This window comes from Billgrantia lactosivorans (genome assembly GCF_003254665.1).
GTDB lineage: Bacteria > Pseudomonadota > Gammaproteobacteria > Pseudomonadales > Halomonadaceae > Halomonas > Halomonas lactosivorans.
The window spans coordinates 36,962-61,092 of record NZ_QHGY01000016.1; the positions used below are offsets into that span (position 1 = coordinate 36,962).

Sequence of the window (24,131 nt, forward strand, 5' to 3'; positions counted from 1 at the left end):
ACCTGTGTTAAAGAATATTTCCTTTTGGACGATCTGAAGCTGAAGGATCTACAAGCCGAGATGAAGGGAATGACACAGGGAATCGGTAGTGCAGATAGCCTTCTGCTGGCTTCACAGCCAATTCTTGACCAGCACGACAAGATTTATGCGGTCGAGTTGCTGTATCGCAACGAAACCGGTCTCAGCGCGACGGAAATCGGCGAAAGTATCGCTACCGCTGAAGTGGTCTACCAACTCCACACCGCCATGACCCAGAAGGTAAAGGCGCTCAAGGTACCCGCCTTCGTCAATGTATCGGCTGACATCCTGCTTTCAGAGCACTTCTTGCCGCTTTCACCCAGGCATGCAGTCATCGAGCTGGTGGAGCGCATGGTACCCACCAGGGATCTGGTTGCGGCAGTGCGCTGCCTCCAGAGCCAAGGGTACCGGATTGCCCTGGACGACTTCGCCTTCGATCCTGAATGGGAGCCCCTGCTTGCCCTGGCATCGTATGTGAAAGTCGATATCTCGGCCTGCGATCCCGCTGAAGTGCAAAGACACAAGGCCAGACTGTCGCATTTGAAGCTCAAGTGGGTCGCAGAGCGGGTGGAAACCAGAGAAGAACGCGATCTTTACCGGCAGTTGGGTTTCGAACTCTTTCAAGGCTACTATCATGCGCGGCCAATGCCGGTATATGGCAGGAAAATTCCCGCAGCCACGCTGCAAGCCGCAGCCTTGCTTCGTGCTCTCCATCAGCCCGAGCCCGACACCAGTGAAGTCATCGCCCTGATACAGGCCGACCCGGAGATGGCCCTCAAGCTGACCCGGGTAGCCAACAGCGCCTTTTACCGTCCAAGCACTCCCATCAATTCGCTGAGAGGAGTGGTGACACATCTTGGCTTGCGCCGACTGACAAGCTGGGTCGCGCTGTTCGGCCTGCTCGGAGACGCCCAGTCCGAGCATGCCGAATTGGCACTGACGCGAGCCAAGGCTTGCGAAATGCTGGCCCAGCACGATGCGGTATGTGAACAGAATGCCTATTTTGTGGGACTGCTATCCACGGCTGAGCTCCTGTTCGGTGTTCCGCGAGAAGAGTTTCTCCATTGCCTCCAGCTCGACGCCACGACAACCGAGGCCATCCTTCATCGAAAGGGCGCGTATGGCAGCATCCTGCAGCGAATAGAAATGACGGAGCGTCATTTCGCCATGCGTGAGACAGGACTCAGCGATGAGCAAGCCAGTCTCCTGAGGCTCTATCGCCAAGCCCAGTGCGACGCTTTCGAACTGATCGCCTCGCTCGATTCGCTGAGCTGAACGACCGGCCAGCCGGCTCGGACGACTAGGTAGCGCTGCCGCTGCGGGCCGCCCTGACCAGGCTGCGAATCACCTGCATGTCGTGGCGCAGCAGCAGGCGCTGGTCGTCCTCCAGCCGGGCCATGTCGATCCAGCCATCCGCCGTGGCGCCCGCCTTCAGGCTCGTCAGCTGCGCCGCGAGCAGGCGCTCCTGCAGGCGATCCATGGCCGCGACGCCCGCCCTCGCCTGGCGCGCCGACAGCGCCTCCTTGAGCACCAGCGCCGACAGCCTGCGGCGTGTATCGGGCACCCGTACGGCATGGCGCAGCGCCAGCAGGCGCACCGCGTTGACCAGCGGCAGCAGGCCCTGGCGCTTGAGATTGAGGGCGTTGACGTGCGGCGCCTCCTCGTCGCTGGCGGCGAGCCGGCCGAACCGGTCCAGCGCCACCGGCAGCTCGTCGAGCAGCTGGGCCATTTCGTCGAGGAACAGGCCCGCCCGCGGCATGAGCCGCTCGACGTGATCGGCCAGCGCTTCGGCCAGGCCGGCATCGCCGAACACCGGATAAAAATCGAGCAGGATGTTGCTCTGCTGCACGCGCTTGACCCGGCGTTCGCGGGTCCACAGCGAGAGCTGCTCGCACCACTCCGAGAGCCGCTTGCGCCACATCGGCCAGCGCGCCATCACATGGCCGTGGCACAGCGGAATGCCGGCCGCGTCGAGCCTTGCGGTGAAGCGCTCTCCCAGCGCCTGGAAGAAGCCGTCGATCTCGGTATGGCGAGCGTCCGGGTAGTCCGCCACGATCATGGCGTTGTCCTGGTCGGGGCCGAGCAGGCTCTCGTGGCGCCCGGCGGAGCCCAGCGTCAGCACGCAGAAGGCCACCGGCGGCGTGCCCCAGCCCTGCCCTTGCATCTCGTCGAGGGAGAGCTGGATCGCATGCCGGTAGAGCTGGTCGTTGTGGTCGCTGAGCAGTTGGCCGATGCGCCAGGCCGGGAGGTCGAGTCGCTGCAGGGCCTCGACCAGGCGCGGCTGCCAGGCGTGGGCGGCCGCCAGGTCGGGATTCGGCCCCAGTTCGTCCAGCGCCTCGCACAGCGGGGCCAGCAGGTCGGCCGGTGCCGGCAGGTCGTTGCCGGCGAAGAGTTCTCGCCAGGGCGAGGCCCGATGCAGCACGCGCATATCGTCTCCCATCGCCTACACGTCAGCCGAGTGTATCGAGGGAGCGACAGCATGGCACTTGGGCCAAGGGATGAGCTTCCCCGGCAGGCGTCGTTGCGGATTCAGCGCGGCTGGAACATGTCGTCGCCGACCTGATCGATGTAGCGCTGCGCCTTGCTCACCATCAGCTGGTCGCAGGCATCGCGGCCCGGCACCAGGTCGGAGCGCTCGAAGCGGTGTTCCAGGGTCTCGCCCGCGGCTCCCGGCTTGCGGATCCAGCCGCTCACGCGGAACTGGCCGCCCTGCTCGGCCGGCTCCGAGACGATCTGGTAGCCGTTGTACTCGACCGGCTCGGCGGCCTTGGCATTGCCCGGCTTGGCTTCGCCGCTTCCGAACAACCCGCCCAATAGCTTCTTCAGCATTGTTCTCTCCTACAGCTCTTCCCTACGAATTCTTCCCTACGAGTCCTTCCCCTGCGAGGGCTTTCAATGCGAACCCACCAAACGAGAGCGCCGGCCACTGGCCGGCGCGTCTCGCAGAGAATCGACAGACGCTCAGCTCTGCTGGCGGCCCTTGCCCGCGGCAATCCGCAACCGCAGGGCGTTGAGCTTGATGAAGCCCTCGGCATCCTTCTGATTGTAGGCGCCGGCATCGTCCTCGAAGGTGGCGATGGACTCGTCGAACAGCGACTGCTCCGACTTGCGGCCCACCACGGTGGCGCTGCCCTTGTAGAGCTTCATGCGCACCACCCCGGAGACGTTCTGCTGGGTCTCGTCGATGGCGGCCTGCAGCATGCGCCGCTCGGGGCTCCACCAGTAGCCGTTGTAGATCACCTTGGCGTACTTGGGCATCAGCTCGTCCTTGAGGTGCGCTTCCTCGCGGTCGAGGGTGATCGATTCGATGGCGCGGTGGGCGCGCAGCATGATGGTGCCCCCCGGTGTCTCGTAGCAGCCGCGCGACTTCATGCCGACGTAGCGGTTCTCGACGATGTCGAGGCGGCCGATGCCGTTGTCACCGCCCAGCTTGTTGAGCCTCTCGAGCACCTCGTGGGGCTTCATCGGCTGGCCGTCGATGGCGACGATGTCGCCGCGCTCATAGGTGAGCTCGACGTAGGTAGGCGCATCGGGGGCGGCTTCCGGCGATACGCTCCAGCGCCACATGTCCTCCTCGGCCTCGGCCCAGGGATCCTCGAGGATGCCGCCCTCGTAGGAGATGTGCAGCAGGTTGGCGTCCATCGAGTACGGCGACTTCTTCTTGCTCTTGGAGAAGTCGACGGGAATGTCGTGCTGCTCGCAGTAGGCCATCAGCTTCTCGCGCGAGGTGAGGTCCCACTCGCGCCACGGCGCGATCACCTTGACGCCCGGCTTGAGCGCATAGGCGCCCATCTCGAAGCGCACCTGGTCGTTGCCCTTGCCGGTGGCGCCGTGGGAGATGGCGTCGGCGCCGGTCTCGTTGGCGATCTCGATCAGGCGCTTGGCGATCAGCGGGCGGGCGATGGAGGTGCCCAGCAGGTACTCGCCCTCGTAGATGGTGTTGGCACGGAACATCGGGTAGACGTAGTCGCGCACGAACTCCTCGCGCAGGTCCTCGATGTAGATCTCCTTCACTCCCAGGGCCTGGGCCTTGGCGCGTGCCGGCTCCACTTCCTCTCCCTGACCGATGTCGGCGGTAAAGGTCACGACCTCGCAGCTGTAGGTTTCCTGCAACCACTTGACGATGACGGACGTGTCCAGGCCGCCGGAATAGGCAAGCACGACCTTCTTGACATCGGACATTCGGGGGCTCCTCTCAGGTAAACGTCACAAGAGGCTCAGTATAGCGTGGCTGCCGCCCGACGAATACCGGCGGCGGGACGTATCGCGGCCAAGCTGTTAGACTTTTCGCCGATGAGAATCGGCCCGGCCGCGGCGCTTGCCCGCCGGCAAGGAGCCGTCCCGGAAACGACAGTGAGAGGCACGTGATGAGGAGAGGCGCATGAGCGAGGCGATCACTCGCGAGATGATGGCGCAGCGGTTTCGCAGTTTCCTGCCGGTGGTGGTCGACCTGGAAACCGGGGGGTTCAACGCCGAGCGCGACGCCATACTCGAAATCGCCGCCGTGACGCTGACCATGGACCCGGAGGGCAATCTGATGCCCGATGCCACCTACGCCTATCACGTGCAGCCCTTCACCGGGGCCAACGTCGAGCAGTCGGCGCTGGATTTCACCGGCATCAAGCTCGACGACCCGCTGCGTCAGCGCGTGGCACTCTCCGAGGCAGAGGCGCTGGGCGAGATCTTTCGCCCGGTACGCAAGGCGATCAAGACTCACGGCTGCACCCGCGCCGTGCTGGTGGGCCACAACGCCGCCTTCGACCATGGCTTCCTCAATGCCGCGGTGAATCGCTGCGGCATCAAGCGCAACCCCTTCCACCCCTTCTCGAGCTTCGATACCGCAAGCCTGGCGGGCCTGGTCTACGGCCAGACGGTCCTCGCCCGCGCCTGTCGCGCGGCGGGCATACCGTTCGACAACCAGGAGGCGCACTCGGCGCGCTACGACACCGAGCGCACCGCGGAGCTGTTCTGCGCCATGGTCAACCGCTACAAGGACCTGGGCGGCTGGTCGCTGGCGCAGCGTGAGCAGGGCCTCGACGACCTCTGAGCGCCGCGGCGCTTGCGCCCTCGTTCAATGACGGGCGCCGGCGTCCTGCTCCCAGCCGGCGGGCAGGTCGAGATCGTCCTCGCCGTCGGCCGCCCCGCCGACGCCCGGCTTGTCGATGATCTGCACCGTGCTGGCGTGCAGCCCCTCCTCGCCCTCGTCGGGCTCGAAGCGCACCCGGGTGCCGACGGTCAGCCGGTCGAAGTCGCCGTGCAGCACGGCGTTCTGGTGGAAGTAGAACTCCTCGCCGCTCAGGCTCTTGAGAAAGCCGTAGCCATCGTTGTCGAACAGCCGCACCACGGTGGCCACCGGCGGCATCGGTTCGTCATTGTGCTGCTTGACCTTGCCGTCGCGCTTGGCGGTCTGCTTCTTGAGCTGCTTCTCCATCGCCTCGAAGGCGTTGCGGATGATGGGACGCAGCTGGACCTGGGGATCGGTGACCTTGTCGCTCTTCTCGGCGACGAGCTCGCCCTTGGCCGGCAGGGTGACCTCGACGTGAGCGCGATAGGGGTTGCCGGTCTTGTGGGGATTCTGGGTCTGCTCGATGACCACGCGGCAGGAGACGATATCGCGGTTGAACTGCTCGAGCTTGGCCACGCGCGACCTGACGTACTCGTCGATCCATGCGGAGCGTGACACGTGCTGGTAGGTGATTTCCAAGGGTGTCTGCATGCTACCTCCCTGTCATTCGAGAAAGCGCGAATGTAGGCCTCCTCGTTGCCTGAATCCTTTTCGGCTCCTGACAGCCAGCGTGGTAGCGGGGTCGCGGGATTTCAATCGGCACTCCTTGGCTTTTGGTTTCCCGACGTAACCTGGGCGACCACCGAAATGAACAGGGCCCGCGAAACGAACGTTCGCGGGCCCTGTCGGCACGGCTTGTCGCGGGCGGATCAGGCGTCGCCGCCCTCCTCCTTGGCCTTGGCGCGTGCCGCCGCGTCCTTGATCAGGGTTTCCAGTTCGCCGCTCTGGTGCATCTCGGTGACGATGTCGCAGCCACCCACCAGCTCGCCCTCGACCCACAGCTGGGGGAAGGTGGGCCAGTTGGCGTACTTCGGCAGCTCGGCGCGAATGTCCGGGTTGTCGAGCACGTTGACGAAGGCGAAACGCTCGCCACAGGACATCAGGGCCTGCACGGTCTGGGCGGAAAAGCCGCACTGCGGCAGCTGGGGGGTGCCCTTCATGTAGATCAGGATGGGGTTCTCGCCGATCTGGCGCTGGATGTTCTCGATGGTAGTGCTCATGGGTGCTCCCTGTTGGATCAAGAGTGCCTGGGCTATGGAAGACGCTGGAGCGGAATACCTGAGCGTCTTGCTCAGCCTTTTGCTCATGGCCCCATTCTACTGATGACGAGCGAATTGCGCATCCCCCGCCGGCTGGATAGGATGGTGGTTTTTTCGCGCGGAGAGATCGCCATGGCGACACGCCATTTCCTGACCCTGCTGGACCTGAGCCCTGAAGAACTGCATTACCTCGTCCAGCGCGCCATCACGATCAAGAACCGCCTGCGTGCCCAGGGCCCCTCCTACGCCCCGTTCACCAATCGCACGCTGGCGATGATCTTCGAGAAATCCTCCACGCGCACCCGGGTCTCGTTCGAGACGGCCATGGCCCACTTCGGCGGCCATGCGCTGTTCCTCTCGCCGCGGGATACCCAGCTCGGTCGCGGTGAACCGATCGAGGATACCGCGAGGGTGCTGGCGGAGATGGTCGACATCGTGATGATCCGCACCTTCTCCCATGCCGGGCTCGAGACCTACGCCGCCGCCAGCTCGGTGCCGGTGATCAACGCCCTCTCCGACGACTACCATCCCTGCCAGCTGCTCGCCGACGTGATGACCTGGACCGAGCTGCGTGGCAGCGTTCGCGGTCGCACCGCGGTGTGGATCGGCGACGGCAACAACATGTGCCATTCGTGGATCAACGCCGCGCGCCAGTTCGACTTCCAGTTGCGCGTGTGCTGCCCCGAAGGCTACGAGCCGCGCCAGGACATCCTCGCCGCGGCCGGCGACCGGGTCAGCCTGCTGCACGACCCGCGCGAGGCCGTGGTCGGTGCCGATCTGGTGACCACCGACGTGTGGGCCTCGATGGGCCAGGAGGAGGAGCAGGCCAAGCGCGAGGCAGATTTCGCCGGCTTCCAGGTCAGCGAGGCCATGCTGGACCGCGCCAAGCCCGACGTGCTGTTCCTGCACTGCCTGCCGGCGCACCGCGGCGAGGAGATCAGCGAGACCCTGCTCGACGACCCGCGGGCGGTGGTCTGGCAGGAGGCCGGCAATCGTCTGCATGCGCAAAAGGCGCTGATCGAGTTCCTGCTGCTGGGCCGGGTCGACCACTGATCCCGCGCCGCCCCGCCGGAATGCGTTCCGACGGGGCGGCCAGCGGCCTGGCTGGCGCCCCACGCTTGCGGCGCGAACGCGCCAGCCGAGACTAGCTGTCGCTCACCGCCTCCTGATGCAGCAGGAGTTCCACGCGCCGGTTGGCGGCCCGCCCCTCGGGGGTCTCGTTGCTTTCCAGTGGCCGGGTTGCCGCATAGCCCACCGCACGCAGCCGCTCGGCCGGCAGGCCCTGGTCGGACAGGTAGCGCAGCACGGCGATGGCGCGCCCGGAGGAGAGTTCCCAGTTCGACGGGAAACGAGCGCTGGCGATGGGAATGCTGTCGGTGTGACCTTCCACCGAGATGTCCCCCTCGAACGTCACCAGGATGTCGCGCAGCCGGCTCAGCACCTGGCGCCCCTGCCCCGTGAGGATCGCCCGACCGCTGTCGAAGAGCAGGTTGTCGTCGATACGCAGGGTGATCCCCTGCTGCCCCTCGGTCACGCTCACTCCTTCGATGTTGAGCCCGGGGAAGCGCGGCTGGAGACCGTCATGCCGCGGCTTGAGCCCCGCTCCCGCCACCATGCGGGCCGCGGCCTCGGCCTGGGGCGTGACCAGCATGCGGGGCTCTCCGCCGTCACGGCTCCCCTGGATGGCCGTGCCGTTGCCGGCAAGCGAGAGCAGCAGCACGAACAGCGTGATCAGCAGCGTCAGCACATCCAGGTAACTCATCAGCCAGCCCTCCCCGTCACCGACCTCGGCGGCGGGGGGATGCAGCACGTCGCGCGTGCTGCGATCAAGCATTCTGCGCCTCCCCGTCGGGGGCTTCGCGCCTGGCCACTTCGGGGTCGCGGATCTCGTCGTGGTAGTTGGCGACGAACGAGTTGAGCGTCTCCTCGATGAAGGACGGCAGGCGGCGCTTGGTGATCAGCGAGATGCCCTCGAGCACCATGTTCATGGCGATCAGTCGCTCCTCGGTGCGCCGCTCGAGCTTCACGGCGATGGGCTTGAACACCAGGTTGGCGAGCAGGATCCCGTAGAACGTCGTCAGCAGCGCAACGGCCATGCGCGGGCCGATGACGTGCAGGTCGCCGGACTCCATCACCTCGAGCATGTTGACCAGTCCCACCAGGGTGCCGATCATGCCGAATGCCGGCGCATAGGTGGCCATGGTGCGGAAGATCTGTGCCTCGGCGTGTTCGCGGGCCTTGAGCCGGGCGATGCGCCAGCGCAGCAGGTCGAAGATCTCCTCCTCCTTGGTATTGGCGATGACCAGCTGGATACCGGTCCGCAGGAAAGGATTGCGCGCCTTTTCGAGTGCCGCCTCGACGGCCCGCACGTCGCCCTTGAACCACAGCCGCGAGATGTCCACCAGCTCCTTGATGTCATCGCGCATGTAGGTGTTCTCGCGGCGGAACACCAGGCCCACCAGGCGCACGACGCGCAGCACCTCCTTGAGCGGGTAGCTGATGAAGGTGGCCGCCATGGTACCGGCCAGCACGATGGCAAGGCCCGGCAGGTTGATGAAGCTCTGCGGCGACTCGGCGGTGAAGAACAGCACGCTGACCAGCAGGATAATGCTGGCGATCATGCCGATAATGGTGGACGGGTTCATTCAAGCTCCTGAAAATACGGGGCATCGCGTCTGAGGGGAAGTATCGGCGAGAGTGGCGGACACTTTAGCCGGAAATGGGAAAGGCGCGCATCGAGTTGACCCAGGTCAATTCTTTCGCACCCGCTAAAGTTCCGCCGGCTCCGGCCGATACCGGAATCATGGGATCCTTGTCGGCAGCAGGCCTTACCCTGGCCGGCCATGGCGGGTGGCGCAGGCGGGGCGCCTGCGCCTGGCCAACGCGCGATGCCTGCAGCGTGGACGACGCGCAGGGGGACGACCCGTTGGCCGACAGCGACCGGACAGGAGGAAGCATGCACCGATGTGCCGAGAAGGACGGACACTGCGAACGCTGCGAGGGGCCGCTGCCGTTCGCGTTCACCATGGCCTTCCAGCCGATCGTCGATCTCGCCTCGGCCAGCATCGCCGCCTACGAGGCGCTGGTGAGGGGCCCCGCGGGCGAATCGGCGGGCAGCATCCTGGCCCAGGTCACGCCTCGGCTGCTCTACCGCTTCGACCAGGCCTGCCGCATCCGCGCCATCGAGCTCGCCAGCCGGCTCGGCATGCGCGAGAACCTGTCGATCAATTTCCTGCCCAATGCGGTGTACGAACCCATGGCCTGCATCCAGGCGACGCTGGCGATTTCCGCCCAGGTCGGCTGGCCGCTCCAGCGGCTGGTGTTCGAGGTGACCGAGAGTGAGAAGGTGCAGGACAAGCAGCACCTGCGCAACATCCTCGAAGCCTATCGCAACACGGGATTCGTCACCGCGCTGGACGACTTCGGCAATGGCTTCGCCAATCTCGACCTGCTGGTGGAGCTGCATCCCGACCGGCTCAAGATCGACCGCGCCCTGGTGATGCACTGCGACAGCGATGCACGCCGCCAGTCCATCCTGCGGGCCATCATCCGCCTGGGCCGGGAGCTCGGCATCGACCTGGTGGCCGAAGGGGTGGAGAGCCGCGAGGAAGCGCTGTGGCTGGCGCGCAGCGGCATCACCCTGCAGCAGGGCTTCTTCTTTGCCCGCCCCCGCCTGGAGAGCCTGACCCCGGGCCTCGAGCCGACGCTCGCGGCCTTGCGGCAAGCCCTGTAGGTAAAGCGGTTCGATCACGATCATGACAGCCTGAATCAAGAACATTTTTTCCCGCTGCATCACAGCCAGCACGGAGCCAAACCGCATGTCTGAGCAAAGGGACCCCGATCCTTTCACCATCGCCCTTCAGCCGATTCACGACGCCAGTCATCACCACGTGGCGGATCGCCTGGTCTACACCCGACACACCGACACCGAGGCCGAGGACGTCATGGCCGCCACGGCCCGGGCGCTGGCCAGCGCCGTCTACGAGCTCGGCGACGGCGGCCTGCTGGGTGACAGGACGCTGTTCGTCGACCTGCCGCTCGAGTGGCTCGAGCGTCCCGAACTGCTGCCGACCCCGGCGCCGCGCCTGGCCCTCGGCATCGCCGAGGCGCAAACGGTCGATGCCGATCTGCTCGCCCGCCTCGACGACATCCGCGAGCGCGGCTACCGCGTCATCGTGTCGTCCCGCCTGCTGAAACAGGACCTGCAGGCGATGCTCGGCCGCTGCGACATCATCGTGCTCGGCTCGCCCCAGGACCTCGACGACGAGACCCTGGAACGCCTGCCCGGGCGCAACGTCAAGCTGCTGGTCGAGAATCTCGACAGCCGCGAAGAGCTGGAGCGCTACCAGGCGATGGGCTGCGACTACTACCACGGCCACTATCTCGCCAAGCCCAGCTTCATCGCCTCGGCTCCGCGGGGGCGCCATGGCAACCGTGCCGCCCAGATCCGCCTGATTCGCGCCCTGTACGAGGACAACAACGACCTCAACCGGCTCCACGAGCTGGTGGTCCAGGTGCCACACCTGCACGTGGCCATCCTGCGCCGCGCCAACTCGAGCTACTTCCACCGTGGCGGCAAGGAGGTCGACCTGCATCGCGCGGTACAGCTGCTGGGGCTGATCGAGCTGCGCCGGCTGATCCTCACCCTGACCCTCGCCAGCCTGCAGCCCTCGTCACGCATCGTGCTGCGCATGGCGCTGATCCGAGCCTTCATGTGCCGCAACCTGGCCGCGCCCTTCCCCTCGCTCGAGCCCGAGGACGCCTTCACCACCGGCCTGTTCTCGATGATGGATGCGCTGCTGGAGGAGGACCGCAGCACGCTGCTCGAGCAATTGCCGCTGGGCCCGCCGATCATCGACGCCCTCAAGCACCGCTCGGGGCCGCTCGGCGCGGTGCTGACCCTGTGCGAGAACCACGAGCGCCAGGTCGAGGAAGCCATCGACGACGTGCCTGCCGACCGGTTACATGGCTGCTACATGAACGCCCTGGCAAGCACCAAGGCGCTGATGGAAAATCTCTAGCCTTCCACGGTCAGGCGTGCCCTGAGCCGGCTCACCGCCTGACTGTGCAGCTGGCACACGCGCGACTCGGTCACCCCCAGCACGACGCCGATCTCCTTGAGGTTGAGCTCCTCCTGGTAGTAGAGCGCCATCAGCAGCTTTTCGCGTTCGGGAAGCGCCTCGATGCCCTCGGCCAGCTGCTGGCGCTTCTCCTCGTCGATCAGATTGCGGTAGGGCGTATCGATCGAGGCATCCTCGATGCCGGGCTCGACCCCCTCTGCCATCAGGGCCTCGAAAGGCAGCAGGTGGCCGCTGTTGGTGTCGTTGAGCAGCTGGCGATACTCCTCCAGGCCCATGGCGAGCTCGGCGGCGATCTCGGTTTCCTCGGCCGGCCGGCCCAGCGTCTGCTCCAGGCGGCGCACCGCCTCGTCGACCGCGCGGGCGTTGCGTCTGACGCTGCGCGGCAGCCAGTCGCGGCTGCGCAGCTCGTCGAGCATGGCGCCGCGAATTCGCTGGCTGGCGAAGGTGGCAAAACTGGCCCCCTGGGTCGCGTCGAAGCGGCCCATGGCTTCGAGCAGTCCCACCGTGCCGGCCTGGATCAGGTCGTCGAGTTCGATGCTCGACGGTAGCCTGACCTGCATCGAGAGCGCCTGACGCCTCACCAGCGGCAGGTACTCATCCAGCAGGTCCGCCTGTTCGATCTTGCCTCGTGCTGTGTACATGCGCTTGCTCTCACGGCTGACAATCCCCCCGAGCGTCAGCTCGGGCGCTCGAGGGGTCAGGGACGTTGCAGGGGTTCATGGTTGACGATCACCTGCAGCCCTTGCAGGGTCGCGGCACGCTGCCGGCGATCCTGCAGTGAAAACTGGAAATGCAGTGGCGTATCGGCCGGCAGCCCTGCCATGGCCTCGGTCTGTCCGCGCGGCCCCGACAGCGGCGTGCAGCTGCCCGGATGGCACAGCCAGGCATCCACCTCGCTGCCGGCCGGCGGCTGGTACTGCCAGCCGACTCGCCCCATCACCTGGCCACTGGCCAGCTCGGGCGAGGGCGGCAGCAGCGCGGCGGACGCCAGCGGCCGGTCGGCCGAGACCACCCGCAGCGAGGGCGCGGTGGCGACCCAGCTGCCGCTGGCGAGCGCGATACCCGCCGCCCAAGCACACAGGGCGCCCCCGGCCAGCCAGCGGCTCCTGCCACCTATCATCGCGCCAATACCAGCAGCTCGATGTCGAAATAAGCGTCCGCCACGTACTGCAGATTGGCCAATAGGCCCTGTCGACCCACGCCCGGCGGGTGCACGGCGATCAAGCGGCGCGGCCCGCCCTGCGCGGCGATCTGCTTGAGCTGGCGATAGCCGCGACGAAACGCCTCCAGGTCGTCGTCGACCCACAGTGCCCAGCGGGCCTGCTGAGCGGCCAGCAGCGGCAGGTGCGGGCTGTTGACGGACAGGGCGACGATGCGCCAGGTGCGTGGATCGCCGACCCAGCGCCGCCCTTCGCCGGCCCAGCTCTCCAGCAGCTCGGCTACCCTGGCGGTGTGACGCTCGGCGGTGCCCGGCAGGCCCAGCACCATCAGCGTCCTGTCCTGAGCACCGCTGGACGCACGCGATGGCGGCGTGGCGCCGACCCGGGCCGCCGGCCCGGCCACCGCGGGGCGGACGGCAGCCTGCGGCCCGGGCACGCCGTCGGCGCCGCTGGCGGCCAGCTCGACCAGCATCTCGGCCACGTGTGTCGGGCAATCCTGCGCCTCGCCGTTTGCCCACTGGCGCAGCCCTGCGGCCTGGTCCCATCCCATCTAGCCTGTCTCCCTTTCACCGAGCCCCAGGTGGCGAATCGCATCGCGCACCAGGAAGAGTTGTAGCAACGAGTCGAGCAGCGCGACGTCGCGCCGCCGACGGCGACCGCCGCCAAGCCCCAGCAGTTCCGCGCGCAAATCCATCGCCGCCTCGTCCTCGGCGAGGTCAAGGTGGGCCGCCACCGTGGCCAGTCCGCTGGCCATCAGCAGGCGCAGGTCCGCGCGAAGCTCGCCGAGTTCGGCCGGGTCCAGGCGCTGCCAGGCGCGACGGGCCAGCTGCGGCAGTACATCCCCCTGCAGCAGCGTCAGCAGCAGCGCCTTGGGCGCACGCCCCAGCCGCGCCGGCGCGATCCAGTAGCGCCTGCCGAGCACCTTGCCGCTCTCCTCGTCGCGAAGCTCCCCCAGCCAGGCGCGTGCCTCCAGGCGCTGCGAGTCGCGCCGGCTGCCCTTGAGCGCCACACTGACGGCCAGGCTGTCGAGGGCGAGACGGCATGGTGCGCCGCGGAAACGGCAGCGCAGGTCGCCGACGGACTCGCCAATGCCATCGAGCGACGCCAGGCTGCGGCGCTCGCCGGAATGCTCGACGCGCTGGCTGCCGCGCACCTGGCTGCACCAGCTGGCTGCATGACGCTCGAGCCACTCGCCCGCCTCGCCGTCGGGCAGGCCGTTGAGCAGATGGACCTCGACGGCATGGCGAGCCTGCGCCGCCTCGAGGCGCGCCCGCTGGCCCGCCACCTGGCGATGCTGCGGTAGCGGCAGCGGCAGCCAGGTACCTTCGGGACCGAGCGCCACGTCCGGCATCGACCAGCGCTCCCCCGGCACCCGGCGGCGCTCGCTCCACAGCATGCCCAGCGCCTGTCCGTCGCGGGGGTAGTCCTCCAGCAGACGGTCGAGACGCTGTTGCTGGATGGTGGAGGGCATGCCCAGCAGGTTCCACACCTCCTCGAGGCGCTCGAAGCCCGGCAGCCGCAGGCGCAACGCCTGCAGCACCGAGGCCAGGCGCCGGCCCTGCCCCAGCAGGTTGCCGGAACCGCGCACGACCGGCTCCGGCGCCTGGCGCGCGGCCGGCCTGGCCAGCGGCGTGCGATCGGCCAGGGCCTGGTCGATCAGGGCATCGGGCTCGGCGAGCGCCATGTCCTCGGGGACGCGCTGGCCATGCGAGACGAACAGCAGGCGCAGGCCGTGACGCATGACGATGTCGAGCACGGGGGCCAGCCGCCCGGCCTCGTCCTGCTTGGTGATGATGCAGTCGTTGAGCTCGCCGCCGGCCGCCTGGGCCGCCTGGCGATAGCGCACCACGACCTCCTCGAGGGTCTCGGGCTGGCTGGCCGCATTCAGCAGCAGCACCAGGCGCACCGGCGAGTCGCCGCCATGCAGATGGCTGACCTGCTCGATGACGCGGTGGTCGCGCTGGCTCATGCCGACCGTGTCGATGATGATCCACGACTTGCCCTTCATGCGCCCCAGCAGCTCCGACACCGGCTGATCGGCGTTGAGCGCGTACATCGGCACGTCGAGCAGCCGTGAATAGATGCGTAGCTGCTCGTGCGCTCCGATTCGGAAGCTGTCGGTGGTCACCAGTGCCACCGGGCGGGTGCCGTGGCGCATGACGTAGCGCGCCGTCAACTTGGCCGTGGTGGTGGTCTTGCCCACCCCGGTGGGACCGATCAGCGCCACGATGCCGGTGCGATCCATGAAGGCGGCCTCGTCGTCCAGGCCGCGCAGGCGCCTGGCCAACTGGCGCCCCAGCCACGCCAGGGCGCGCTCGTCCAGTGCGCCTGCGGCCGCAAGCTCCTCGGGCAGGGCCGAGACCACCTCGTCGGCCAGCGCCTGGCTGAAACCGGCCGCCAGCATCGTCTCGAGCAGCTGCTCGGAGAGCGTGGCGGCCGCTGCCGGCTGGCCCTGACCGCCCGCCAGCAGGGCGCGCATGTCGCGCATCTCCTCGAGCAGCCGCGCGCTCATGGCTTCGAACGCCTGCGCCGGGTCCGGGCTCGCCGGTGCGGCGGGCGGCGAGGGGCGGCTCGGCGCCTGGGGCCGCGGTTCGGGCTCGCCGGCGTCGCCGGCCGCGGCTGCCGATTCGGCCATCGCCAGGATCTCGACCCCCTGCTCGGTGTGCCGGTTGGCCAGGATCAGGGCCTCGTCACCCAGGGCAGCGCGCACCTGGCGCATGGCCTCGCGACTGTTGGCGCCCACGAAACGCATGACACTCATCGTTTATCGACCTCCCACCAGCGTCACGATACGCAGCGTCCGATCATCGGGTATCTCCGCCTGCGACATGACCACCAGGTGGCGCATGCGCCGGCGCAGGAAACGGGCCAGCAGCGGACGCAGGCTATGCTGCACCACCAGCACCGGCGGTTCACCGCTCGCTTCATGCCGTTCGACGGCCTGCTCGGTCTGGCTCATCAGGGTCTCGGCCAGGCCGGGCTCGAGCGCCCCGTTGCCGTTCATCGCCTGCAGCAGGACCTGCTCGAGCTGGGCGTCCAGGCCGATCACGTTCAGCGTATCGCGTCCGGGGAACCATTGCTGGGTAATCGCACGGCCCAGCATGATCCGCACCAGCGCCGTCAGTTCGTTGGGATCCTGCTGCTGGGGGGCATACTCCGCCAGGGTATCGAGGATGGTACGCATGTCGCGAATGGAGACCTCCTCCTCGAGCAGGTTCTGCAGGATACGCTGCAGCACGGTCAGGCTGATCGCCTTGGGCACCACGTCCTCGACCAGCGACTTCTGCTCCTCGCCCAGCTTGTCGAGCAGCTTCTGGACCTCCTGGCGCCCCAGCATCTCGGCCGCGTGGCGGTGCAGCAGGTGGTTGAGGTGGGTGGCGATCACCGTGCCGGCGTCGACCACGGTGTAGCCGTAGACCTGGGCGTGCTCGCGCTGGCTGCCGTCGATCCACACGGCCGGCAGGCCGAAGGCCGGATCGGTGGTCGGCGTGCCCTGGAGCTGGCCGGTGACCTGGCCCGGATCGATGGCGAGCCACTGGCCCGGGAACGCCTCGGCGCGGCCGATCTCGGCCCCCTTGAGGGTGATCACGTAGGTGTTGGCGCCGAGCTCGAGATTGTCGCGAATATGGACCACGGCGGGCAGGAAGCCGACCTCCTGGGCGAACTTCTTGCGCACGCTCTTGATGCGTCCCAGCAGCTCGCCGTCCTGGCGCTGGTCGACCAGCGGGATCAGGCGATGCCCGACCTCGAGCCCCAGGGTATCCACCAGCTGGACATCCTCCCAGCTGGCCTCGGGGGTCTCGGGTGTCGGTGGCGGTTCGGTGTCGAGCTCCTGCGCCACCAGGCGCTGCTCCTGCTGGCGGGTGAGCATCCAGGCCAGGCCGGCCAGCAGGCCGGTGAAGATCAGGAACACCATGTTGGGCATGCCCGGCACCAGGCCCAGCAGCCCCATGACCAGCGCCGCCAGCACCATGACCTGGGGGTTGACGAACAGCTGGCCGATCATCTGCTGGCCGACGTCCTGCTCGGTGTTGACGCGCGACACCGTGACGCCGGCGGCAGTGGAGATGACCAGCGCGGGAATCTGCGCCACCAGGCCGTCGCCGATGGTCATCAGGGTATAGGTCTTCGCGGCATCGCCGAACCCCATGCCGTGCTGGAGCATGCCGATCAGCAGGCCGCCGATGACGTTGACCACCATGATCACCAGGCCGGCCATGGCGTCGCCACGCACGAACTTGCTGGCGCCGTCCATGGAGCCGTAGAAATCGGCCTCCTGGGCGACCTCGGAGCGCCGCTTGCGGGCATCCTCCTCGCCAATCAGGCCGGCGTTGAGATCGGCATCGATGGCCATCTGCTTGCCGGGCATGGCATCGAGCATGAAGCGCGCGCCTACCTCGGCGATGCGCCCGGCGCCCTTGGTGATGACCATGAAGTTGATGATGACGAGGATCAGGAACACCACCAGGCCCACGGCGAAGTTGCCGCCGATGAGGAACTCACCGAACGCTTCGATCACCTTGCCGGCCGAATCACCGCCCTGGTGCCCCTCCATCAGGATCACCCGCGTCGAAGCGACGTTGAGCGACAGCCGCAGCAGCGTGGTGAACAGCAGCACCGCCGGGAAGGCGGCGAAGTCCAGCGGTTTCTGGGTGAACATGCTGACCAGCAGCACCATGATGGCCAGCGCAATGTTGAAGGTGAACAGCAGATCGAGCGCGAACGGCGGCAGCGGCACGATCATCATGCCGAGAATCATGATGATCAGGATCGGGCCGGCCAGCAGCTTCATGCGCACGTCGCCGACCCAGTCGCGGCGCCCGATGAGATGGCTCAGGGACTTCATCGACGCGCTCCATCGGGCTCGGACGGCCCCGGCTCAGTGTTGCCGTCGGCCACATCGGCCGCGGGCACTGCCAGGCTCTCCGGAATCGGCAAGTTCTCGGGTGTAGGCGGCACCTCTCCCCCCTCTTGTGATACGTGCTTGAGCCGGAAGGCCCAGGCCAGGACTTCCGCCACGGCGGTATACAGGTCCAGTGGAATCTCGTGTTCGAGGTCGACGTGATGATACAGGGCACGCGCCAGCGGCGGCGCCTGCAGCAGCGGCACTCCGGCGGCCTCGCCGAGCTCGCGGATGCGCGCCGCCACCATGTCGGCGCCCTTGGCCACGACCCGGGGCGCCCCCATGCGCTTCTCGTCGTACTGCAGCGCCACGGCGTAGTGGGTCGGGTTGGTGATGATCACGTCGGCCTCCGGCACCTTGGTCATCATGCGGCTTCGTGCCATCGCCTGCTGCTGGGAGCGAATCCGCGCCTTGACGTGCGGGTCGCCCTCGGACTCCTTGTGCTCGCGCTTGATCTCGTCCTTCGACATGCGCAGCTTCTTGGCATGGCTCCAGAGCTGGTAGGGCACGTCGATCAGGATCACCACCAGCAGCGTCAGCACCATCAGCCCGCAGGCCTCGGCGGCCATCATCAGCGCGCGGGCCAGCGCCTGGGTCGTCGGCTGATCCATCAGCGACAGGTACTCGCCGCGCTTGAAATAAAGGTATGCCATGCCGACCCCGCCGATGAGCACCGACTTGGCCACCGCCTTGAACAGCTCGACCAGCGCCTGGGTGCCGAACATGCGCTTCAGCCCCTTGAACGGGTTGAGCTTCGACAGCTGTGGCTTGAGCGACTTGGCCGAGATCAGCCAGCCTCCCAGCAGGGCCGGTGCCACCAGGGCCACCAGCGTGAGCAACAGGAACAGCGGCAGCATGGTGACCAGGGTACAGTTCGCCAGGTCGAGCACATTGCTGAGCATGGGACCGGTTTCGAAGGCTTGGCGACGCTCGAACAGGAAGGCCTGCTCCATCACCAGCCCCAGCTGGTCGTAGAGCAGCGCGCCCATCGACCACATGCCCACCACGCCGCCCAACAGCAGCATGAAGGTGGTCAGCTCGCGGGAACGGGCGACCTGGCCTTCCTCGCGCGCCTTCTCCAGGCGTCGTGGCGTGGCCTCTTCGGTCTTTTCCTGATCACTGCTCTCGTCGGCCATGGCACCCGTACACGTCTCCGCACGGTGGCCATTGTGGCGTCAACGGCAGACTGGCGATACGCCAAAAAGCGCCGAAGATCGTAGCCTTATCGGCCACGACCCTCGGCGCGGGGAGAGTGAGCAGCGGTAAAAGAAGAGACAGGCCAGCCGCTTGCGGCTGCCCGCCCCTAGAAGCCGAGCTGGTCGAGGAGATCGTCCACCTGATCCTGGTTGGTGACGACATCGACTCCCGGCTTGATCTGCGGACCGTTGAGCAGGCCCTCCTCCCTGCGCCGCGCTTCGTTCTCCCACTGGTCGTTGGCCTTGCGCTGCATGTTCTCGCGCGCCACTTCCTCGGGCACGTTGTCGATCAGCACCTGGACCAGCTGGTGCTCGATCTCGCGGATCACGTCCATCATCTTCTTGATCACCTGGCCGGTCAGGTCCTGGAAATCCTGGGCCATCATGATCTCGAGCAGCTCCTTCTGCGTCGCCTGCGTCTTGTCGGGCACGTCGGCCAGGTAGGAGCGGGTCTGCTTGACCAGGTCGCGTGCCTCGTCGAGCTCCTTGGGTTCGGCGAACCACTCGGCCCAGCGCTTGTCCAGCGACTCGGCCCCGTTGCTGATCGAGTCCTGCAGCGGTTGGGCGCGGTCGATGGCGTTGAGGGCGCGCTCGGCGGCCTGCTCGGTCATCGTCGCCACGTAGCTCAGGCGATCCCGCGCGTCGGGAATCGCCTCGGCCGCCTTCTCGATCTCCTTGTCCAGACCCAGCTCGCGCATGCTTTCCCGCAGCATGCGGGTCAGCTGTCCGATGCGCTGGACCAGCTCCTCGCCGGCGGCACCAGTCGGTTGAGCCTGGCCAGGCTGCTCGTTTGCGCTCATCTCATTCTCTCCTTCGCAAGCGGGACTCACCTGCCGGCGTCACTTGCCCAGTTTTTCGAAAATCTTGTTGAGCTTCTCTTCCAGCGTGGCGGCGGTGAACGGTTTCACCACGTAGCCGCTGGCCCCTGCCTGGGCAGCCGCGATGATGTTCTCCTTCTTCGCCTCGGCGGTGACCATCAGCACCGGCAACTGCTTGAGGGCGTCGTCGGCGCGAATCTGCTTGAGCATCTCCAGGCCGTCGAGGTTCGGCATGTTCCAATCGGAGACCACGAACTCGAAGGAACCCGAACGCAGCTTGCTCAGCGCTTCCTGGCCATCCTCCGCTTCCTCGACGTTGGTGTAGCCCAGCTCCTTGAGCAGGCTCCGAACGATCCGGCGCATGGTCGGGAAATCATCGACCACCAGAAAGCTCATGTTCTTGTCAGCCATCGGGTATTCCTCATCTTTCAGGTAACGGTAAACGGACGGCGTTGGCATGCCGTCAGGGTCAGAATTCTTCCCAGTCACCCTCGACAACGGGCTCTGCCTGGGTCTTGCGCCTGGGCTTGGGGTCGACCTCGGCCACCTGGCGAGTGGCGGGGCGAGCCCCGGCGTTCGGCCCTGCCAGGGCACGCACGCCGCCACGCTGCGCCGACGGCGCCGCGCCCGCGGGGGCCTGGGCCGCACCGGCACCGGGCGCCGGCTGCGCGTCCCCCGCGAGGCGGAAGACGGCGACCGCCTGCTCGAGGCGCTTGGCCTGTTCTTCGAGCGAGGCAGCGGCAACGGTGGCCTGCTGCACCAGCGAGGCGTTCTGCTGGGTGACCTGGTCCATCTGGCCCACCGCCTGGCTCACCTGCTCGATGCCATCGCTCTGCTCCTGTGAAGCCGCCGAGATCTCGTCCATGATGTCGGTAACGCGGCGTACCGCCCTGACCACCTCGTCCATGGTCTCGCCGGCCTGTTCGGCCAGGCTCGAGCCCTCCTTCACCTGGGCCACCGAGCCATCGATCAGCTCCTTGATCTCCTTGGCCGCGGTGGCACTGCGGCTGGCCAGGTTGCGCACCTCGCCGGCCACCACGGCGAAACCGCGCCCCTGCTCGCCGGCCCGCGCCGCTTCCACCGAGGCGTTCAACGCCAGGATATTGGTCTGGAAGGCGATGGAGTCGATCACGCTGGTGATGTCGCTGATCTTCCGCGAACTCGCGGAGATGCCTCCCATGGTCTTGACCACGCGGTCCACCACTTCGCCGCCACGCTCGGCGGTGGTCGAGGCGTCCAGGGCCAGCCCGCTGGCCTGGCGCGCGTTGTCGGCATTCTGGCGCACCGTGGCGGTGATCTCCTCCATGCTCGAGGCGGTCTCCTGGAGGGAGGCCGCCTGCTGCTCGGTACGCGACGACAGGTCGGTATTGCCGCTGGCGATTTCCCGGGTACCGATGTGGATCGAGCCGCTGCTGTCGCGCACCTGGCCGACGATGCGGGTCAGGCTCTGCTGCATGTTGCGCATGGCGTTGAACAGCTGGCCGATCTCGTTGCGGCTGCCCTCGGGAATCCTGCCGGTCAGATCGGCCTTGGCGATGGTCTGCAGGTGCTTGACCGCGGAGTGCAGTGGACGAATCACGGTGGCGCGCAGGCCGGCATACACCAGCAACAGCACCACGGCCGCCAGCACCAGCGCGCCGAGCTTGATGAGGCCGAACCGCTCGGCCTGCGTGCGGAACTCCGCCGTCATCGCCTGACTGCTGCTGAAGCCATGATGGACGAACTCGGTCATGCTGCTGGCAAGCTCGGCGCTGGGCTCGATCAGCTCCTCACGCAGCCTGCCGAACTGCGGCGTATCGAGCTGGTCGAGCGCCACGTGCTGATCTCGAACCAGGCCGAGCACCGTGGTGAAACGCTCCTCGAGCCGCTGGGCCAGCTCCCGGGAGTCGTCGGACCTGGGCGCCGCCGAGAAGCTGTTCAGGCGCGCCTCGGCCCGCTCGAGGCGGTCCGCGGCGACATCGAGCTGCTCGTTGGCATCCGCCATGCGGCCCAGCATGATCTGGTTGGAAGCGATCTCGAGGCTGACGCGGGCCACGTTGAGCAGGGCATCGGCGCGGTTGACCTCGTTGAGCTGCTGGGAATTGATGCGGTCGAGGTCCGTCATGACGCGCTCCGCCTGGCGCTCCGACAGGAACGAGAGCAGTGCCACCACGCCGATCAGCACGGCGAAGCTGGCCAGGGCGGCGATCACGGAAACGTTGATGCTGATGTTGCGAATCAGGCGACTCATTACCGGGCGGCTCCTTGCGTAGGGTGACGATAACTATCGTCTTGTTCTTTTATGTTGATCAGACGCGCTGCGCACGGCCCGAGGCCGCCACCAGCGCCATCAGGCGCTCGGGAATGTCGTCCAGGCTGGCCACCTCGGCAGCGCCCCCCAGGGCGATCGCCTCGCGCGGCATGCCGAACACCACGCAGCTGGCCTCGTCCTGGGCCAGGGTGGCCGACCCCGCCTGGCGCATCTCGAGCAGGCCGGCGGCCCCGTCCTTGCCCATCCCGGTGAGGATCACCCCGATGGCGTTGCGCCCGGCCTGGGTGGCCGCCGAATGAAACAGCACATCCACCGAGGGGCGATGGCGATTGACCGGGGGGCCGTCGTCGAGCCTGGCGACGTAGTTGGCGCCGCTGCGCGCCAGCTTCAGGTGCGCATCGCCCGGGGCGATATAGGCATGCCCCGGCAGTACCCGCTCGCCGTCGCTGGCCTCCTTCACGGTGATGTTGCACAGCCGATTCAGCCGCTCGGCGAAGGAGCGGGTGAACCCCCCCGGCATGTGCTGGGTGATCAGGATGGCGGGGCTGTTGGCCGGCAACGGCTCGAGCACGGCGCGGATCGCCTCGGTTCCACCGGTGGAGGCGCCGATGATGATCAGCTTCTCGCTCGATACCAGCGGCGCCTTCAGGGTCGGCCTGGGCGCCGCCTGGGCCTGGCGTGCCTGGCGCGGGCGCGACTTGGCCGCGGCACGGATCTTCTCGGCGATGTCGTTGGCGTATTCGAGCATGCCGTTGCGGATGCCGAGCGACGGCTTGGCAACGAAATCCAGCGCCCCCAGCTCCAGGGCCCGCAGGGTGATTTCGGAGCCGGCCTGGGTCAGCGACGAGACCATCAGCACCGGCATCGGCCGCAGGCGCATCAGGCGCTCGAGGAAATCGAGGCCGTCCATGCGCGGCATCTCGACGTCGAGCGTCAGCACGTCGGGGTTGTGGCGCTTGATCAGATCGCGTGCCACTAGCGGGTCGGGGGCCACGGCCACCACTTCCATGTCCGGCTGCGAGTTGATGATCTCGCTCAGCAGGTCGCGAATCAGTGCCGAGTCGTCAACACACAGCACCTTGATCCTGTGAGATCCCAAGGCAAGTCTCCTGTCTCGTTGGGGAGCCCTGGCGCCCCAAGCATCTACTTATCGTTGAACATCGGCGGGAGCGGCGAGAACTTTAGACTTTGCCGCCCCAAATCGGCGGCTCTCGCCGGCATCCGACAGTGGCCTAGGCCAGGGTGTAGACCGTCTGGCCCCGCAGGCGAAACACCTTGCTGATGTAGGAGAAATTCTCCGAGTGCCCGGCGAACAGCAGGCCGTCGGGCTTGAGCAACGGCGCGAAGCGCTCGAGGATCCGGGCCTGGGTCTGCTTGTCGAAGTAGATCATCACGTTGCGGCAGAAGATGGCATCGAAGGGACCCTTGATCGGCCACTGCGGTGCCAGCAGGTTCAGCGACTGGAACTCCACGATCGAGGTCACCTCCGGGCGCACCCTGGCCAGCCCCTCGTGCTGCCCGCGCCCCTTCTGGAAGAAGCGCCTGACCCGGCTCTCGTCGATCTTGCGTACCTGCTCCACCGGGTAGACGCCGGCCCGGGCGCGGGTCAGCGCCTCGGTATCGATGTCGGTGGCGACGACTCGCGCCTCAGACGCCCGGGGGCCCAGGCTCTCGTGCAGGGTCATGGCGATCGAGTACGGCTCCTCCCCGGTCGAAGCGGCGGCGCTCCAGATGCGAACCGGCCCGCTGGCGTTGCGCACGTGCTCGGCCAGCAGGGGAAAGTGGTGCATCTCCCGGAAGAAGGCCGTGAGGTTGGTCGTCAGGGCGTTGGTGAACGCCTCCCACTCCCTGGCGTCGGGCTGGCGAGCGAGCTTTTCCAGGTAGTCGCTGAAGCGGGTCAGGCCGTGATGGCGCAGGCGCTTGGCCAGACGGCTGTAGACCATCTCGCGCTTGTGCTCCGCCAGCACGATGCCCGCGCGCTGATAGATCAGCTGGCGGATCCGTGTAAAGTCCTCGTCGGTGAGGACCAGGTCACGCTCGAGGTGACCCAGCCCTGACCATTGCCCCGGTTCCATTCCGGGGCCCAGTGGCTTCGTCAAAATGTTTCCCACTCTTCGTCGGCTGTCGCCTTGCTTGACTTGCCGGGAGCACGCTTCTGCGGAAGCGGATCATGCGACAAGGCGGGGGTGGCGGAACGTGGACGCGCGGCGGCACTTTCCGCGTCCCGCTCCTGCTGCTGGGCCACGACCGTCTCGCGCCCGGCACCGCGCAGGCGGAAGACGCGGATCGCCCGGTCGAGCAGCTCCGCCTGGCGCTGCAGGTCGCTGGCCGCCCGTGCGCTCTGCTGCACGCGCTCGGCATTCTGCTGGGTCACCTGGTC

Annotated in this window: 23 protein-coding genes and 1 pseudogene; 5 read left to right on the plus strand and 19 right to left on the minus strand. The window is 67.1% G+C overall.

The window, feature by feature from the left end:
* Window positions 1-24 precede the first annotated feature (24 nt).
* Window positions 25-1,293 carry an EAL and HDOD domain-containing protein gene (locus tag DIS04_RS18820; protein ID WP_111415326.1) on the plus strand — a complete coding sequence of 423 codons (1,269 nt, stop codon included), beginning with the start codon at window positions 25-27 and terminating at the stop codon, window positions 1,291-1,293.
* A gap of 25 nt (window positions 1,294-1,318) precedes the next feature.
* Here the strand turns inward: DIS04_RS18820 and DIS04_RS18825 are convergent, their stop codons facing one another.
* The 3 genes from DIS04_RS18825 to DIS04_RS18835 form a co-directional block, all read right to left on the minus strand.
* Entirely contained in the window at window positions 1,319-2,446 is a 1,128-nt protein-coding gene (locus tag DIS04_RS18825; protein ID WP_111415327.1) for a DUF294 nucleotidyltransferase-like domain-containing protein, read from the minus strand.
* Window positions 2,447-2,547: 101 nt separating this feature from the next.
* Entirely contained in the window at window positions 2,548-2,847 is a 300-nt protein-coding gene (locus DIS04_RS18830) for an HlyU family transcriptional regulator (RefSeq protein WP_111415328.1), read from the minus strand.
* A gap of 132 nt (window positions 2,848-2,979) precedes the next feature.
* The gene (locus DIS04_RS18835) at window positions 2,980-4,200 is read right to left on the minus strand and encodes an argininosuccinate synthase (protein WP_111415329.1); all 1,221 of its coding nucleotides are present in this window, start codon (window positions 4,198-4,200) and stop codon (window positions 2,980-2,982) included.
* A gap of 199 nt (window positions 4,201-4,399) precedes the next feature.
* On the opposite strand from DIS04_RS18835, the gene rnt reads away from it, so the two are divergent.
* On the plus strand, window positions 4,400-5,065 hold the full coding sequence (rnt, locus tag DIS04_RS18840; RefSeq protein ID WP_111415330.1) for a ribonuclease T: 666 nt from the start codon (window positions 4,400-4,402) through the stop codon (window positions 5,063-5,065).
* A gap of 24 nt (window positions 5,066-5,089) precedes the next feature.
* On the opposite strand, the gene DIS04_RS18845 is transcribed toward rnt, so the two are convergent.
* Complete coding sequence (locus tag DIS04_RS18845; protein WP_179951308.1) at window positions 5,090-5,734, minus strand: HPF/RaiA family ribosome-associated protein; 645 nt, start codon at window positions 5,732-5,734, stop codon at window positions 5,090-5,092.
* Between the two features lie 218 nt (window positions 5,735-5,952).
* A complete protein-coding gene (locus DIS04_RS18850) occupies window positions 5,953-6,303 on the minus strand; it encodes a Grx4 family monothiol glutaredoxin (protein ID WP_111415331.1) in 351 nt (116 codons plus the stop codon).
* 171 nt (window positions 6,304-6,474) lie between these two features.
* Here DIS04_RS18850 and argF point away from each other — a divergent pair, with 171 nt between their 5' ends.
* Window positions 6,475-7,395 (plus strand): ornithine carbamoyltransferase, encoded by a 921-nt coding sequence (gene argF, locus DIS04_RS18855; RefSeq protein ID WP_111415352.1) that lies wholly within the window; start codon window positions 6,475-6,477, stop codon window positions 7,393-7,395.
* Between the two features lie 91 nt (window positions 7,396-7,486).
* On the opposite strand, the gene DIS04_RS18860 is transcribed toward argF, so the two are convergent.
* Window positions 7,487-8,176, minus strand: coding sequence for an OmpA/MotB family protein (locus tag DIS04_RS18860; RefSeq protein WP_111415332.1), 690 nt, complete (start codon window positions 8,174-8,176; stop codon window positions 7,487-7,489).
* The gene (locus DIS04_RS18865; RefSeq protein WP_111415333.1) at window positions 8,169-8,987 is read right to left on the minus strand and encodes a motility protein A; all 819 of its coding nucleotides are present in this window, start codon (window positions 8,985-8,987) and stop codon (window positions 8,169-8,171) included. Before DIS04_RS18865 ends, DIS04_RS18860 begins: the two co-directional genes overlap by 8 nt.
* 311 nt (window positions 8,988-9,298) lie before the next feature.
* Between DIS04_RS18865 and DIS04_RS18870 the strand changes: the two genes are divergently transcribed.
* Window positions 9,299-10,075, plus strand: coding sequence for an EAL domain-containing protein (locus DIS04_RS18870; RefSeq protein WP_111415334.1), 777 nt, complete (start codon window positions 9,299-9,301; stop codon window positions 10,073-10,075).
* 85 nt (window positions 10,076-10,160) lie between these two features.
* A complete protein-coding gene (locus DIS04_RS18875) occupies window positions 10,161-11,363 on the plus strand; it encodes an EAL and HDOD domain-containing protein (RefSeq protein ID WP_111415335.1) in 1,203 nt (400 codons plus the stop codon).
* Here DIS04_RS18875 and DIS04_RS18880 read toward each other — a convergent pair.
* The 12 genes and pseudogenes from DIS04_RS18880 to DIS04_RS18935 all read right to left on the minus strand — a co-directional run.
* Window positions 11,360-12,064, minus strand: a complete 705-nt coding sequence (locus tag DIS04_RS18880; RefSeq protein WP_111415336.1) for an RNA polymerase sigma factor FliA — start codon at window positions 12,062-12,064, stop codon at window positions 11,360-11,362. The genes DIS04_RS18875 and DIS04_RS18880 overlap by 4 nt on opposite strands.
* A 56-nt stretch (window positions 12,065-12,120) precedes the next feature.
* Window positions 12,121-12,543, minus strand: coding sequence for a flagellar protein FlhE (locus DIS04_RS18885; protein ID WP_111415337.1), 423 nt, complete (start codon window positions 12,541-12,543; stop codon window positions 12,121-12,123).
* Window positions 12,540-13,133 (minus strand): hypothetical protein, encoded by a 594-nt coding sequence (locus DIS04_RS18890; protein WP_245904622.1) that lies wholly within the window; start codon window positions 13,131-13,133, stop codon window positions 12,540-12,542. The genes DIS04_RS18885 and DIS04_RS18890 overlap by 4 nt, the downstream gene beginning before the upstream one ends.
* Window positions 13,134-15,344: a flagellar biosynthesis GTPase FlhF gene (flhF, locus tag DIS04_RS18895; RefSeq protein WP_245904624.1), complete on the minus strand. Its 2,211-nt coding sequence runs from the start codon at window positions 15,342-15,344 to the stop codon at window positions 13,134-13,136.
* Between the two features lie 3 nt (window positions 15,345-15,347).
* Window positions 15,348-17,429, minus strand: a complete 2,082-nt coding sequence (flhA, locus tag DIS04_RS18900; protein WP_111415339.1) for a flagellar biosynthesis protein FlhA — start codon at window positions 17,427-17,429, stop codon at window positions 15,348-15,350.
* On the minus strand, window positions 17,426-18,622 hold the full coding sequence (flhB, locus tag DIS04_RS18905; RefSeq protein ID WP_111415340.1) for a flagellar biosynthesis protein FlhB: 1,197 nt from the start codon (window positions 18,620-18,622) through the stop codon (window positions 17,426-17,428). Before flhB ends, flhA begins: the two co-directional genes overlap by 4 nt.
* 167 nt (window positions 18,623-18,789) lie before the next feature.
* Entirely contained in the window at window positions 18,790-19,482 is a 693-nt protein-coding gene (gene cheZ / locus DIS04_RS18910) for a protein phosphatase CheZ (protein WP_111415341.1), read from the minus strand.
* A 39-nt stretch (window positions 19,483-19,521) separates the two neighbouring features.
* Window positions 19,522-19,911, minus strand: coding sequence for a chemotaxis response regulator CheY (gene cheY / locus DIS04_RS18915; RefSeq protein ID WP_111415342.1), 390 nt, complete (start codon window positions 19,909-19,911; stop codon window positions 19,522-19,524).
* A gap of 58 nt (window positions 19,912-19,969) precedes the next feature.
* Window positions 19,970-21,730 (minus strand): methyl-accepting chemotaxis protein, encoded by a 1,761-nt coding sequence (locus DIS04_RS18920; protein ID WP_111415343.1) that lies wholly within the window; start codon window positions 21,728-21,730, stop codon window positions 19,970-19,972.
* Window positions 21,731-21,788: 58 nt separating this feature from the next.
* The gene (locus tag DIS04_RS18925) at window positions 21,789-22,850 is read right to left on the minus strand and encodes a protein-glutamate methylesterase/protein-glutamine glutaminase (RefSeq protein WP_111415344.1); all 1,062 of its coding nucleotides are present in this window, start codon (window positions 22,848-22,850) and stop codon (window positions 21,789-21,791) included.
* 133 nt (window positions 22,851-22,983) lie between these two features.
* Window positions 22,984-23,826 (minus strand): CheR family methyltransferase, encoded by an 843-nt coding sequence (locus tag DIS04_RS18930; RefSeq protein WP_111415345.1) that lies wholly within the window; start codon window positions 23,824-23,826, stop codon window positions 22,984-22,986.
* Between the two features lie 20 nt (window positions 23,827-23,846).
* Window positions 23,847-24,131, minus strand: a pseudogene (locus DIS04_RS18935) (methyl-accepting chemotaxis protein); the annotation flags it as partial.

Coding starts and splice junctions, on each gene's coding strand:
- DIS04_RS18885 (WP_111415337.1), bottom strand. CDS start 12,543: ATGATAGGTGGCAGGAGCCGCTGGCTGGCCGGGGGCGCCCTGTGTGCT.
- DIS04_RS18930 (WP_111415345.1), bottom strand. CDS start 23,826: ATGGAACCGGGGCAATGGTCAGGGCTGGGTCACCTCGAGCGTGACCTG.
- DIS04_RS18830 (WP_111415328.1), bottom strand. CDS start 2,847: ATGCTGAAGAAGCTATTGGGCGGGTTGTTCGGAAGCGGCGAAGCCAAG.
- DIS04_RS18850 (WP_111415331.1), bottom strand. CDS start 6,303: ATGAGCACTACCATCGAGAACATCCAGCGCCAGATCGGCGAGAACCCC.
- DIS04_RS18860 (WP_111415332.1), bottom strand. CDS start 8,176: ATGCTTGATCGCAGCACGCGCGACGTGCTGCATCCCCCCGCCGCCGAG.
- DIS04_RS18845 (WP_179951308.1), bottom strand. CDS start 5,734: ATGCAGACACCCTTGGAAATCACCTACCAGCACGTGTCACGCTCCGCA.
- DIS04_RS18875 (WP_111415335.1), top strand. CDS start 10,161: ATGTCTGAGCAAAGGGACCCCGATCCTTTCACCATCGCCCTTCAGCCG.
- cheZ (WP_111415341.1), bottom strand. CDS start 19,482: ATGAGCGCAAACGAGCAGCCTGGCCAGGCTCAACCGACTGGTGCCGCC.
- DIS04_RS18825 (WP_111415327.1), bottom strand. CDS start 2,446: ATGCGCGTGCTGCATCGGGCCTCGCCCTGGCGAGAACTCTTCGCCGGC.
- cheY (WP_111415342.1), bottom strand. CDS start 19,911: ATGGCTGACAAGAACATGAGCTTTCTGGTGGTCGATGATTTCCCGACC.
- DIS04_RS18870 (WP_111415334.1), top strand. CDS start 9,299: ATGCACCGATGTGCCGAGAAGGACGGACACTGCGAACGCTGCGAGGGG.
- DIS04_RS18890 (WP_245904622.1), bottom strand. CDS start 13,133: ATGGGATGGGACCAGGCCGCAGGGCTGCGCCAGTGGGCAAACGGCGAG.
- DIS04_RS18920 (WP_111415343.1), bottom strand. CDS start 21,730: ATGAGTCGCCTGATTCGCAACATCAGCATCAACGTTTCCGTGATCGCC.
- DIS04_RS18880 (WP_111415336.1), bottom strand. CDS start 12,064: ATGTACACAGCACGAGGCAAGATCGAACAGGCGGACCTGCTGGATGAG.
- rnt (WP_111415330.1), top strand. CDS start 4,400: ATGAGCGAGGCGATCACTCGCGAGATGATGGCGCAGCGGTTTCGCAGT.
- flhA (WP_111415339.1), bottom strand. CDS start 17,429: ATGAAGTCCCTGAGCCATCTCATCGGGCGCCGCGACTGGGTCGGCGAC.
- argF (WP_111415352.1), top strand. CDS start 6,475: ATGGCGACACGCCATTTCCTGACCCTGCTGGACCTGAGCCCTGAAGAA.
- DIS04_RS18835 (WP_111415329.1), bottom strand. CDS start 4,200: ATGTCCGATGTCAAGAAGGTCGTGCTTGCCTATTCCGGCGGCCTGGAC.
- flhB (WP_111415340.1), bottom strand. CDS start 18,622: ATGGCCGACGAGAGCAGTGATCAGGAAAAGACCGAAGAGGCCACGCCA.
- flhF (WP_245904624.1), bottom strand. CDS start 15,344: ATGAGTGTCATGCGTTTCGTGGGCGCCAACAGTCGCGAGGCCATGCGC.
- DIS04_RS18865 (WP_111415333.1), bottom strand. CDS start 8,987: ATGAACCCGTCCACCATTATCGGCATGATCGCCAGCATTATCCTGCTG.